The 12985-nt window shown below is 55.7% G+C and carries 10 protein-coding genes; 5 read left to right on the forward strand and 5 right to left on the reverse strand.

Features of this window, described 5'->3' with window-relative positions; all coding sequences use genetic code 11:
- Nucleotides 1-48: 48 nt before the first annotated feature.
- Together CKF42_RS17385 and CKF42_RS17390 are read right to left on the reverse strand one after the other, a co-directional pair.
- The gene (locus CKF42_RS17385) at nucleotides 49-1101 is read right to left on the reverse strand and encodes an NAD(P)-binding domain-containing protein (protein ID WP_158526770.1); all 1053 of its coding nucleotides are present in this window, start codon (nucleotides 1099-1101) and stop codon (nucleotides 49-51) included.
- Nucleotides 1070-1477 carry an FAD/NAD(P)-binding protein gene (locus CKF42_RS17390; protein ID WP_111208750.1) on the reverse strand — a complete coding sequence of 136 codons (408 nt, stop codon included), beginning with the start codon at nucleotides 1475-1477 and terminating at the stop codon, nucleotides 1070-1072. The genes CKF42_RS17385 and CKF42_RS17390 overlap by 32 nt, the downstream gene beginning before the upstream one ends.
- Before the next feature lie 358 nt (nucleotides 1478-1835).
- Between CKF42_RS17390 and CKF42_RS17395 the strand changes: the two genes are divergently transcribed.
- Both CKF42_RS17395 and CKF42_RS17400 read left to right on the forward strand, forming a co-directional pair.
- On the forward strand, nucleotides 1836-2975 hold the full coding sequence (locus CKF42_RS17395) for an amidohydrolase (protein WP_111208751.1): 1140 nt from the start codon (nucleotides 1836-1838) through the stop codon (nucleotides 2973-2975).
- Nucleotides 2976-2995: 20 nt separating this feature from the next.
- Nucleotides 2996-3841 carry a VOC family protein gene (locus tag CKF42_RS17400; protein ID WP_111208790.1) on the forward strand — a complete coding sequence of 282 codons (846 nt, stop codon included), beginning with the start codon at nucleotides 2996-2998 and terminating at the stop codon, nucleotides 3839-3841.
- A 56-nt stretch (nucleotides 3842-3897) separates the two neighbouring features.
- Here CKF42_RS17400 and fhuE read toward each other — a convergent pair whose 3' ends face one another.
- A complete protein-coding gene (fhuE, locus tag CKF42_RS17405) occupies nucleotides 3898-6120 on the reverse strand; it encodes a ferric-rhodotorulic acid/ferric-coprogen receptor FhuE (protein ID WP_111208752.1) in 2223 nt (740 codons plus the stop codon).
- Nucleotides 6121-6554: 434 nt separating this feature from the next.
- On the opposite strand from fhuE, the gene pagP reads away from it, so the two are divergent.
- Nucleotides 6555-7133, forward strand: coding sequence for a lipid IV(A) palmitoyltransferase PagP (gene pagP, locus CKF42_RS17410; protein WP_304598459.1), 579 nt, complete (start codon nucleotides 6555-6557; stop codon nucleotides 7131-7133).
- A gap of 8 nt (nucleotides 7134-7141) precedes the next feature.
- Here the strand turns inward: pagP and CKF42_RS17415 are convergent, their stop codons facing one another.
- The gene (locus tag CKF42_RS17415; protein ID WP_111208792.1) at nucleotides 7142-8191 is read right to left on the reverse strand and encodes a site-specific integrase; all 1050 of its coding nucleotides are present in this window, start codon (nucleotides 8189-8191) and stop codon (nucleotides 7142-7144) included.
- 371 nt (nucleotides 8192-8562) lie between these two features.
- On the opposite strand from CKF42_RS17415, the gene CKF42_RS17420 reads away from it, so the two are divergent.
- Nucleotides 8563-10737: a TonB-dependent siderophore receptor gene (locus CKF42_RS17420; protein WP_186806401.1), complete on the forward strand. Its 2175-nt coding sequence runs from the start codon at nucleotides 8563-8565 to the stop codon at nucleotides 10735-10737.
- Between the two features lie 87 nt (nucleotides 10738-10824).
- Here the strand turns inward: CKF42_RS17420 and CKF42_RS17425 are convergent, their stop codons facing one another.
- Complete coding sequence (locus CKF42_RS17425; RefSeq protein ID WP_111208754.1) at nucleotides 10825-11934, reverse strand: SDR family oxidoreductase; 1110 nt, start codon at nucleotides 11932-11934, stop codon at nucleotides 10825-10827.
- A gap of 571 nt (nucleotides 11935-12505) precedes the next feature.
- Between CKF42_RS17425 and CKF42_RS17430 the strand changes: the two genes are divergently transcribed.
- Nucleotides 12506-12727: a hypothetical protein gene (locus CKF42_RS17430; RefSeq protein ID WP_009092919.1), complete on the forward strand. Its 222-nt coding sequence runs from the start codon at nucleotides 12506-12508 to the stop codon at nucleotides 12725-12727.
- The last annotated feature ends 258 nt before the right edge of the window (nucleotides 12728-12985 follow it).

A 12985-nucleotide genomic window follows, 5' to 3' on the forward strand; every position in this document is an offset into this window, starting at 1 on the left:
GACGCAGGCCTCTTGCTCTGACGGCATCACAGCGCAGTCACTCAATCCTTATAATCTTTTGATTTGTTGTGCAATTCTGTTCACCTGTTCGACCGCGACAAACAGCGCATTCACCACCGGGACGGACAGATGCGTTGATATGCCTGCCAGCCAGACAGATTCAGGCGACACCCTGTGGGCCAGGTGCAGCTGCAAATGGTTATTCAGCCGGGGCGGTGCGGCTGAAGCGTCACGGGTATCCGCGAGGATCAGCCCATTATGGGTCATCGAATGTCTGGGCGGTGTGTAGCCGGTGGCACAGACAAGGGCGTCAAAGTGTGTGATTTCGCCCTGCGGGTTGCTGAGGGTCCAGCCCGAATCTGATTTCTGCAGAGAGTCAGCCCTCAGCTTTTCAACGCTTAATAACCCGCTATCAACATAACCAAGCAATTTTTCGGCATTCTTTAAGGGCATCGCGCTGATATAGCGTCCCGTTGCCCGCAGAAAGGCGCTCAGGGAGTGCTTAACCGCCTCGGGGAGTGTGTGCGAATGCTGGTTGATCGCGTTAATCATTCCGACAATCCTGTACTGCCATTCCGTTTTGTCCTGACGCGCCAGTTCACTCTCTTTCCGCAGTCGCTGGATACTCTCCGTCTCTGCGACAAACTGCTCTCTGAGGGAGGTCGCCGAGGCGTGAGCCAGCAGCCGGATCACCCATTTTCTGATGTCCGGCCTGACCTGTTCACTGATTACCGCGCTGTCTGTAAGCCAGGCGAGTCGCGAAGCCTGAATGGGTCTGAGCATGACGGCAGAGCGCACCGCCGGCAGGTCGCCGGAGGGAGAAACCAGGCTGACCCGGCAACCCTGTCGGCAAAGAACTAATGCCGCATCTATCGCGGAGAGCCGTGTTCCCACGATGAGGACATGACTATCCGGCCGGATCTTTTCCAGCATCAGTTTTTCCGGATAGGGTGAAGCAAAAAACAGAGGATCGCCCTGATAGGATGCCAGGGCCTCAGGAATCGCGGGATGCGTGTAACCGGTGCAGACGATTACCGCATCGGCAGCAAGGGTGCCGCTCTGCCGGGTTTCAATCAGATAATCTCCGCCCGGCTGACGCATAATCTGTTTCCCCGCATCCCTGATAAAGGAGACGCTTATGCCCTGCTGATAAGCCAGAGAGATAACGGGTATATCGATCCTGAATATAATCTCCGATGATTTTACGGGAAACAAAATCTGCCAGCGTAATCTCGTTATTTGTATGCTCATGCAGGTAATGAAGTAAATCGTGATAGTGCGGCGGTAACAGAGACATTAATTCAACAGAGGTATTACAGAGGAGTTCCGGATGCTGACTGGCATAAACCTGCCCGATTGCAGGCCCCGACGCGTCCAGCAGTGTAATGCATTTGCAGGCCCCCTGTCGGACAAGGGCAATAAACGCGGCCACGCCGGTTGCGCCAGCACCAATGATAGCAACATGCAGATTATTCATAGAAACTCCATCGGGATAGGGTTATCTGTTAGCTACGAACAAAATATGCACAATTATAACCCCAATCATAGAGAGTGGCGGATGATTCGACTGGTATGAGAAGCTGACAGCAATCCGCATTTATTTTTTTCAGATAAGCTTTGACCAATTCGTTTCTTTATCTGCGCCCTGCGTCATTCGATGATGATTCCGCCTGCTGAGGCAATTAATAACAAAGGAATTTATCATGAAGACGTTATTTCACCCTGCGCCATGCTCTCCCTGCCCGCTCTGATTTGTGCCCAACCTTTTTTGCCTGGGCCAGCCGCCTGACGCTGACGCCGGGCGAGCCTTTTCTGCCGGAAAAACAGGGATAACCATGACATTGCCTTTAACCGAACAGCTGGTGCAGTGGCGGCGTGAACTGCACCAGCATCCTGAACTCTCCAATCATGAATTTGCCACCACGGAACGCCTGAGCCGCTGGCTCACCGAGGCCGGGATACGGCTGTTGCCGCTGGGGCTGAAAACGGGCGTGGTGGCAGAAATGGGTCACGGTGAAGCGCTCATCGCCCTGCGTGCTGACATAGATGCGCTACCGATTGAGGAGATCACCGACCGCCCGTGGCGATCCCGTCAGCCGGGTGTGATGCACGCCTGCGGTCATGACGTTCACAGCGCCGTCATGCTGGGCGTTGCCCTGCAGCTGAAGCAGCAGGAAAGCACGCTGCCAGGCCGGGTGCGGATTCTGTTTCAGCCTGCTGAGGAGACCTTCGATGGTGCGCAGCAGCTGATCGCGGCGGGTGCGCTGGAGGGCGTGAAGGCGATATTTGGCCTGCATAATGCCCCCGACCTGCCGCTGGGCACCCTGCGCAGCCGCCCGGGCGCGTTTTATGCCAATGTGGATCGCTTTGTGATCCGCGTTGCGGGCAAAGGCGCGCATGCTGCCCGCCCCCAGGAGGGCATCGATTCTATTGTGGTGGCCAGCCATATTGTGACGGCCCTGCAGACCCTGCCGAGTCGGGTGTTCAGCTCGCTGGAAACCGTCGTGCTGAGCGTCACGCGCTTTACCGCCGGGAATACCTGGAATGTGCTGCCCCAGACCGTCGAACTGGAGGGAACCGTGCGCACCCACAACAGCGCGATCCGCGAGCAGATCCCGCATCGCATCCGGGCACTGATTCAGGGTATTGCTGGCGGATTTGGCGCGACCGCGGAACTGGCATGGACGGCTGGCCCGCCTGCGCTGATCAATACCCCGGCGTGGGTGGAGGTCGCACTGGACGTCGCCCGCGAGAGCGGCTATCTCGCTGAACAGGCGGAGACGCCACAGATGGGTGGCGAAGATTTTGCTTTCTACCTGCAACAGGTGCCGGGCGCCTTTGTCAGCATCGGCAGTGCCAGCGAGTATGGTTTGCATCACGCCGCTTTCGATCCGGATGAGGCGCTGATAGGCCCGGCCGTGGCGTACTTTACCCGGCTGGTGCCGCGCGCGCTGCAGAGAGTGGTAGCGCTATGACGAAAAAAAAGCGTACGACGATCGCTGTTCCGGTGCCGCAACCGGTTCTCGACCACGCGGTCATTAATGTGGCCGACCAGCTGGACAACGCCAGCGCCCGCTTCCGGCGGCTCGGCTTTCAGCTCACCGAGCGGGGCCACCACTCGCTGGGATCGAGCAATCATCTGGCTATTTTTGGCGAAAATTATCTGGAGCTGCTCGGCTATGAGCCCGGCAAAGGCAGCCAGCGTGCCGACCTGTGGAATTCACCGCTGGGACTAAGCGGACTGGTGTGGAAAAGCAGCGATGCAGAGAGTGAGTTTCTGCACCTGGAAAGACAGGATCTGGATGGCGATCCGCCTGCTGCCTTCTGGCGGCCGGTGACCCTGCCGGATGGCTCGGTCAGTGAAGCGCACTTCCGGACCGTGCGGCTGCGTGCCTCATTGATCCCCAATGGACGATCCTTTTTCTGCCAGCATTTAACGCCGGACACGGTGTGGCAGCCCGCCTGGCAGCGCCATCCCAATGGGGTGCAGAATATCAGTGAGTTTGTCATCGTCGCGCAGGATCCGGCGCATGCGGCGCAGGTCTACAGCCGGCTTTTTGGTGCCGCAAAGGTTCTCGCCTGTCCGGAAGGCGCTTTCGTGCTGCGCGCCGGGGCTGCCACGGTGCGCTTTGCCTCCGCTGACTATGCGCAACAGCGCTTCGGTCCATTGCCGGAGGATTATGATGGCAGCGCCCGGATGGTAGCGCTGGGGTTTGCCACAACGGATCTCGCCCTGGTGAAAAACGCGTTGCTGACAGGGAATATTCTGTTCCACGAGCAGGCTGAGGCGATTGTCGTGGCGTCCGGAGAGGGCTTTAATCTGGCGCTGCGTTTTGCCTGAAGGCGGCGTGATCCCAAAAAAAACGCCCCGGCTGAGGCGTTTTTCATGGAGTGCGATCAGAAGGTGTAGCTGGCGGTGACCGAGAAATTACGCGGCTCGCCGTAGACCACCGAACTGGCGACGCTGGTGTCATACGCCTTGTCGAACAGGTTATTCAGGTTGCCCTGCAGCGACAGATTTTTATTCACCTGATAGCGGGCAAAGAGGTCAACCAGCGCGTAGCTGCCCTGACGCGCCCGCCAGGTGCCATTGCCTTCCGGCGCACCGACATCGTTCCAGATGTGGGTCTGCCAGTTGACGCCGCCGCCCAGCGTCAGTGCCTGCAGGGCAGGCAGACGGTAGCTGGTGAAGAGGTTGAAGCTGGTCTGCGGCAGTTGCGGATTGAACGTCGTGCCATCGCGGTTTTCTGCGATGTAGCGCGTGCCGCCAAAGGTCATCTGCCAGTCATCGGTTAATGCGCCGTTGACCTCAAACTCCACGCCGCGACTTACCACGCCTTTGCGGCCAATATAGGCCACATCGCCGGAACCCTGAACGATCTGCGTGGTGGCTTCTCCGACATTATCCAGTTCGGTGCGGAACACGGAAAGTGAGGTAGTGAAGCGGCTGTTCATCCAGTCTGATTTCAGACCGGCCTCATAGTTTTTGCCGATCACCGGCGACAGGTACGCCCCGCTGACATCGCGATAATCCTGCGGCTGGAATACCGAGGTGTAGCTGGCATAGGCAGACCAGTTTTCGGCGAAGTCATAAATCAGACCGCCATACGGCGTGGTGTTGTTCTTCTCCATCTCACCGCCGGGTGTTTCGCGATTCCAGTTGGTGTAACGGGCACCAAGGATCAGATGCAGCGGATCGGCCAGCGACAAACGGGTTGCCATATAGGTCGACTTCTGGTGCACCAGCTGGGTATCGCTGGCCGGCAGGCGCGGTGTCCAGGCCGATTCCGGATACTGGCCGTTGAAATCGTTGAAGTTGCCCAGCGATTCAGGCGAGATGTTCTCAAACGTACTGAAATATTTATTATCCTGACGGCTGTAACTGACCCCCACCATCAGCTCATGCTGACGTCCCAGTAGCTCATACGGGCCGCTGGCAAAGGCATCGACCGCATCCACCTTGCGTTTGCCGGTGTTGTAGCCGGTTCCGCCCACCACCGGGTAGTTGGCATAGGAGGAGACACCCGCGCCGCTGTTGCGATCGAAGAAGCCATCGAGATAGATCTGCTTACTGTCCAGACGCATCTCATTGTGCGTGCCGTTCAGCGTCAGGTTCCAGCCGTTAGCGAAGTCCTGTTTCAGGTTGACGAAGAGCTTGCGGTTCTCTTTGTCGTTGTAGGCCCAGTCAGGCGCGGTGTTATAGCCGCGACGGGCGTGGATCTGCGTCCCGTCGGTATACCAGCGCGGCGCGCCCCCCCACATCGTGGAATCGGTGTTAACCTGGCTGAACTCATACCCGACCGAGAGCGTGGCAGAGTCGGTCAGATCGGCATCAACCACGCCATAGATAAACTGTTTTTTAGCGCCGTAGCGCTCAATGAAACTGTTGTTATCCTGCCAGCCCGCGATCAGCCGGCCACGGACATTGCCGCTGTCACTGAGCGGTGCCGAGAGATCGGCCACATAACGCTGTTTGTTCCAGCTGCCGTAGCTGGCGGAGACGGTGCCGCCGAACGTTTTGCTGTCTGCATGTTTGCGCACCATGTTAATGGCGGCCGAGGGATTGCCCGGACCGGTCAGCAGACCGGTTGCCCCGCGCACCACTTCAACACGCTCATAGAGCGCCATGTCAGTCTGCGCGTCACCCAGATTCCAGCGCTCGGCAAACGCGGTCGGAATACCATCGACCATATAGTTGTCGATCAAAAAGCCGCGGGAGTAGTAGCTGGTGCGATCCATATCGACACTGACGCCGCGGATGCCGGTGGTGTTAGCCAGAACGTCATCCAGCGACTGCAGTTGCTGGTCAGCCATCCGTTGCGAACTGACGATGCTGACAGACTGTGGCACATCCCGCACGGTACCGAGCATTTTTGTCCCTGCACGGGTAACCGGTACGCTGTAATCGGTAGCTGGTGACGTTGTCACGCCGTCGTCGGCAGAGGCGCTGACGGTGAGGGTCTGTTCATCGCTGACGGCGGGCGCCGCGCTTTCTGCAGCGCGGGCCATGTTCTGTCCCAGTGAGGTGGCGACCAGGGCAGCCAGCAGGGAGAGGCGGAACAGGCGGTGCGAAGCCGTCGCGCCCGTTTCCCCGGCACGCTGAAATTCAAATGCGTTCATTTATTCCTCAGTTATCTTTATGATTTTTATCTGCCACTGTCACGACCGTGCATCCTGCGGACATCGCTGCCCTGCTTTTGGTTTGAGGAACCAGAAACGTTTTCCCTGTGCGCCTGAGGCGGGTGTGATAAACCTTTAAAGCAAATGAGAAATATACGCATTGCGATTTTCATTGCAAGATTTTGTTAACAGATGATGCCGGTTTTTTCAGGAAATGATCGGTGCCGGAGAAGCCGGGAAGAGGGAGATGGGAAAAGCTGCCCGATAAATCCCGGCGGCTTTATCAGAAAAATTCGGGTGCCGTTTCGCTTACCGTCACTATAATATCCCGTAAGGGCCGTTCATTGACCTGAAGTTGTCACTCTTCATGCCACAATACCCGCCTTAACCCTTTTATTACCTTATTAAACACCAGAGATTGCAGGAATTCGCACATGCGCAATACATCCCTTTTCAATGCGCTGATGACGACGACCGTTTTGAGTCTGTTTTCAGCCCCTTCTGCCTGGTCTGCCACGCTGGTGCAGAATGTCAGTGCTGGCTGGAACACCTTCAGCAATAACGTTGCCACGACCTGGCAGCAGCCACAGGGTATCGATTTTTACCTGCCCGCTATCACGTGGCACAACCGTGCGACCTACGACCGGGAACATATTGATAAATATAACGAAAGGCCCTGGGGCGCCGGTGGCGGTATCTCCCGCTACGACGAGAAAGGCAACTGGAACGGTATCTACTTAATGGCGTTCAAGGACTCCTTTAATAAGTGGGAGCCCTTTGGCGGCTATGGCTGGGTGGCGACGTGGCGTCCGCTGGCCGATCAGAATTTCCACTGGGGTGCGGGTTATACCGCCGGTGTGACGGCCCGTCACAACTGGGATTACATCCCGGTGCCGGCGATACTGCCGCTTGCCGCCATCGGCTATGGCGATCTCGATTTCCAGATGACCTACATCCCCGGCACGCACAATAACGGCAACGTCTACTTTGCCTGGCTGCGTTACCACTTCTGACGGTCCGGTCAGCGCGCCATCGCCATGATGGCGCGCTCGTCGAGTAACAGGGTTTCACCCTCATAGCGGTGTTGCATCTGATGATAACTTTCGCAGGCGATGATCTGCTCAACGGCAGCAGAAAAACGGTTCATGGCGATGCGCATCTGGCTCAGGTAGTCATGCGTGTCATAAACCCGATCGATCCCTTCCAGCGCATGGTTCATGATTTTGCGGGCAACGTCGTTGGGCGTGTCGAGCGCAGAGAGTTTGGATCGCGCGGTGCGGCGCAGGTCGCGCGGCGTGAAGGCTTCCAGTCCCAGCCCGCGCGGGGCGCGGATCATCCGGCGCAGCGCCTGATTGAGCGCGCCTTTAGAGAGCGGCTGCTGCGGATCGCGGGGTGCGGGCACCAGCCAGGGGGAGTCCGGATCGGCGGCCTGTAGCAGAGCCTCGATGCACTGACGCATCAGCGGTGAGATTGGCAGCACATGCTCCCGCTGCGATTTATTACGGGTGCCCTGCTTCCAGAGTTCCAGCTGCAGATCAAACTCCGCTTTCTGCGCCTGCACAATCTCATCCGGTCGCCGGGCGCTGACCAGACACAACCGCAGCGCCCAGCGCGCCTGTTCCGACAGTGCCCAGTTGTCCAGCCCGTGCCAGAAAACCCAGATCTCCGCATCGCTCAGCTGGCGACTGCGCGGCGGTGATGCCCGGCCCGCCACATCGCGCTTTTTCATTGAGGCAATCGGGGAGTGATCGAGATAGCCCTGCATCTCGGCCCAGGCCAGAAACTGTTTCGTCAGTGCAAAGACCCGCCGCGCCTCCTCCTTTTTCCCTTCCGCAATCAGGATGTTATAGAGCCGGTTGAGACGCAGACGCGTCAGGTTTTTCAGCGGCTGAGAACCGATACCGGGCAGAACATGTTTCAGCAGGGAAGAAACGGCGATCTCCGGGCGGCGGCGGCTGATCAGCAGCGACAGTTTGACCCAGACCTTCATCACCTGCTCTACGGTTCCTTCATCCCCGAAGTTATCCAGCTCACCTAACGAGGCGGCTTTAACCTGCTCCAGCCAGATCATAACGTGCTGGCCGACATGCGCGGAGCGCACCGGGCTGGATGTCCGATCGATCACATTACTCTCCCTTTCACTCTACAGGCGGGCCATTCTACTGACTCAGTCGCTGTGACTCCAGACCTATTAAGTCTGGAGTCACGGAAACGCATTCTGATGAAATCTGAGAATTAAAACGGGCCATGACACAGAACCAGATACCTCCCGGCTGTACGTTTTCCGCACGAATTTGCCGCTCTCTGAGGCGACAGCACGATCGCGAATGCGGGAATGTAAAGATCCCCTGCTGCGATATACAATGCGAACTATTATCATTATCATACGCATTTGCTTACATACATTAACGATTCAGGGAGAACTTCTAAGTGAATGTAACCATGCGTGTCCATAAACGCCCTGCTGCGCTGCTGCTGGCTGGCGTATTAAGTACTTCTGCCAATGGGGCGAGTCAGGAAGAGACGGAGAAGCTGGCTGACGATCAGACCATGCTGGTCACCGCCGAAGAGGAGTTAAAGCAGCAGCCGGGGGTATCGGTGATCACCGCGCAGGACATCAGAAAGAATCCGCCGGTCAATGACCTCTCCGATATTATCCGCAAAATGCCGGGTGTTAATCTTACCGGCAACAGTGCTAACGGCGTGCGCGGCAACAATCGCCAGATCGACATTCGCGGCATGGGGCCGGAAAACACCCTGATTCTGATCGATGGCGTTCCCACCACGTCGCGCAATTCGGTTCGATACAGCTGGCGCGGCGAGCGTGACTCCCGCGGTGACTCTAACTGGGTGCCACCTGAAATGGTCGAGCGGATTGAAGTCATTCGCGGACCGGCGGCAGCCCGCTATGGTTCTGGCGCGGCCGGCGGTGTGGTGAACATCATTACCAAACGTCCCACCGATCACTGGAGCGGTTCGCTGTCGCTCTACACCAACCAGCCGGAAGATAATAAAGAAGGCGCAACGCGCCGCGCCAACTTCAATCTGAGCGGGCCGCTGGCAGGCGATGCGCTGACCATGCGTCTCTATGGCAATATCAACAAAACCGACAGTGATGCCTTCGATATTAACCAGTCGCAGAACGGCTCGGCTGCCGCCGGTCGTGAAGGTGTACGCAACAAAGACATTAACAGCGTGCTCTCCTGGAAGATCACGCCGCTTCAGGTGCTGGATTTCAGTTACGGCTATAGCCGCCAGGGCAATATCTATGCCGGTGATACGCAGTACAGCAACGGGGCCGGTAATGCGCTGATCGAATCGCTCGATGGCGCGGAGACCAACCGGCTCTACCGTCAGACCTGGGGGCTTGCCCACAATGGGATCTGGGACTGGGGACAGTCGAAACTCACCTTTAACTATGAAAAAACCAACAATACCCGCCTGAACGAAGGCACAGCCGGTTCAGGTGAAGGCCGGATCAACAGCAGAACCTTTTCGACCAGCCGTTTCGACAGTTATCGCGCTGGCGGAGAGATCAGCTTCCCGCTGGAACTGCTGCGTGAACAGACCGTGACGCTGGGCGCCGAGTGGAACCGGGATGAGCTGAACGATCCCAACTCCATGAACGGCACCCGTGCGCCAGGCGTTTCGATCAATGGAGTCAGTGGTGACCCCGGCAGTCGCAACAGTAAAAACAGCGCCACGCTCAGCTCCCTCTACGTTGAAGATAACATCGCCCTGACGGACAGCACTGAAGTGATCCCCGGATTGCGCTTTGATTATCACGATACGTTCGGCGCGAACTGGAGTCCGTCGCTGAATATCTCGCAGGGACTGGGCGACAGTTTTACGCTGAAGGCGGGTATTGCCCGTGCTTTTAAAGCCCCCAACCTCTATCAGTCCAGTGAAGGGTATTTACTGGCGACCCGGGGCAACGGCTGTCCGGTCAATGTTGCGCGCGGCAGCTGCTATCTGCTGGGTAATGAAAATCTTGATCCCGAAGTCAGCGTTAATAAAGAACTGGGTATTGAGTACAGCGAGCAGGGGTATATTGCGGGGCTCACCTGGTTCCGCAATGACTATAAAAACAAAATCGTCTCCGGTACCGAGGTGCTGGGCTACGCCTCCAATGGCAATAATATTCTGCAATGGAGTAACGGCGGCAAAGCGGTGGTTGAGGGGCTGGAGGGTAACGTCACGATTCCGCTGGTCCGGGACACACTGGAGTGGCGCACTAATGCCACCTATATGATCGAGTCTAAGGATAAGGAGACCGGAAACCCGCTGTCGATCATCCCGAAATATACCATTAATACCCTGCTCGACTGGCAGGTTACGCAGGATTTCTCGACTGACCTGAACTGGACCATGTATGGGCGTCAGAAACCGCGCCGCCATGCCGAGTCGCGGACGGAAAATGGATCGATGTCTGATCGTGAAGTGGGTGCTTATTCCGTCTTTGGCATTAACTTTAATTATGATATTACTAAAAACCTGCGCGCCAATGCCGGGATTAATAACCTGCTGGATAAACAGCTGTATCGCGAAGCTGACGGGGCTTCAACGTATAATGAACCGGGTCGTGCCTATTATGCCGGTCTGACGTTCACCTTCTGAAAATAACGCGCTTCCCTCCGGAAGCGCTTTTTCATTTTCACATCAACTCCTGAGCTCAATACCCCAGCTATCCACGCCCGGACTCTGCTATTTAAAGTCCACCTGCATCAGTTCTGCAATCGTGGAATTGCGTGTCGTCACCACACAGCGATCCAGATAATCGGTGAAGCGTGAAGGCCTGCTCATTCCCAACTGCAGTAATTTTGAATTATCAAAGACCACATTCAGATTGGAAAAATGACCATATAAATTCATGGCTCGCAGCATGATGCGTTCGTTACAGGGCCCGAACAGATCTTTAAAGGTTCTTCTGCTCTCCGCCAGGTGTTTATAGGAGACCTTCTGATAATCCGGTCCCAGGGCTTTTTCACCGGATGCTCTGGCCATCGCCTCGTCAATTTCCGCGAAGGTGACACTGCTCTGCGCCCCGGCAGAAATGTGAATGACCTCATTGATCACCGCTTCCGCATCAAGCAGCAGTACCAGTGCCTCTGCGCAGTAATCAACCGGCACCACATCAATCCGATCGCCAAGTTCGCAGGTGAATTTACCCAGCGCCAGCACCATCCGGAACACCCAGAAAATGCTGGCTGATGGCAGACAACCCTGATCGGAATGGCCCACGACAATCGAAGGACGCGCGATAACCAGCGGCAGCCCGGGCAGCTTTTCCGTCATCAGTTTTTCAATTGAGGCCTTACTCCAGGTGTACTCGACAACGTGCTGATCGCGGCTGGAGTCCAGCTCGCTCTCGGTCACCAGCGATCCCGGTTCCGGGGCGCAGGACATGGCCGTACCCACGTGGATAAACTTCTTCAGCCCCGCAACCCGGCTCATGCGCTCGGCAAACTGAAACGTGCCCTCAACATTCACTTTCCAGATAAAGGGGTTATTGCCAAAGGATGCGACGGCGGCGCAGTTAATCACGTGCGTCACGTCGTCAAGGCGCGTGTCGTGGATAAAGTTTTCCGTGAAGGCGAGGTCGCCCAGAAGAATATTGTCACTCTCTATCGTGCTGATTAATGACTCATCTAACCCAAAGTTTTTCAGGTTTGTTTTAACGCGGTTTACCCCCTCCTCAACATTTTCGCCTCTGACAAGGAGCAGCAGTCTGTCCCTGGGAATGTTCTGCAATAAACGGGCGACGACAGCGCCGCCTAAAAAACCTGTTGACCCGGTAATGAGTATATTTTTCATGATAGTGTCATTCGTTCTGGTTAATCACAGGAAAGCATTAAAGAATGTTTTCCAGAACAGGAGTGAAATTCAGTTCAGTGAACTCCCCTGCATGGCGTTAAATAATTTCACCGTGCTCATCTATTTAGATTTTGTTTATCTTTCAGCTGAGAAAGCTAAACAATAATTAAATAGCCGCCGGCTGAACCTGCCGCCTGATTTCAACAACCTTTGCCATATGGGATCAACTCATTTTTTAATTTTTTTTCGCTGAACTAATAAACATTTTCAGGAATGAAAATAAAAACGGACTATTTATTTTTTTTGCTTCATTACAGTCTTCAATATTCTCACCACGGGTTAAACAGAGAGAAAAGAGAGGATCGCATTCTGCTTTCGTTTATCTGGCGTTTAATTATGATCCAGTATGACACCCGTTGAAATAAATCACGCATTGCGGTCAGGAACGACAAAAGCGTAACGACCGGTAACTAACTTCGCGATAACTCTGACCGGGCCAGCCTGAAGTGAAAAAAAGTGGCTATGCTCTGTCGGCATGAACATACAACCACGATCACCAGGATAGGAAGAGATGAAAAAATTATCAGTTATCGTTATGGCTACCGGTCTGTTTTTGTCCGTCAACCTGCAGGCTAACGCTGCCGGATGTCTGAAGGGTGCCGTAGCAGGCGGCGTGGCAGGTCATCTTGCCCATCATGGTGTGGCTGGCGCCGCAGCCGGATGCGCAGTCGGTCATCATATGGCGAAGAAAAAACAGAAAGAGGCTGAGCAAAACACGCAGGCACAAAAATAAACTGACCGCACGCCGCATAATCAGGACGTCGCGCACAACAAAAGTTAATGCGTTGAGATAGCGATTATTCTTAATCTTATCCTAATATTTCTCCTGTACGATGGCGGAAGCAGACAAATATCAGATTGTGTGCATACATTCTGCTGGAACGATTAGCCTGCCTCGCGCAGGCTTTTTATTAACCCAAATCCGCCCCCGCCAGGCCTCCTCTTTTCGCGCTTCGCTTTCTGGTAGTGCCAGCCAGAACTGGAATAAAAA

The sequence above is a fragment of the Pantoea sp. ARC270 genome (assembly GCF_003236725.1).
GTDB lineage: Bacteria > Pseudomonadota > Gammaproteobacteria > Enterobacterales > Enterobacteriaceae > Pantoea > Pantoea anthophila.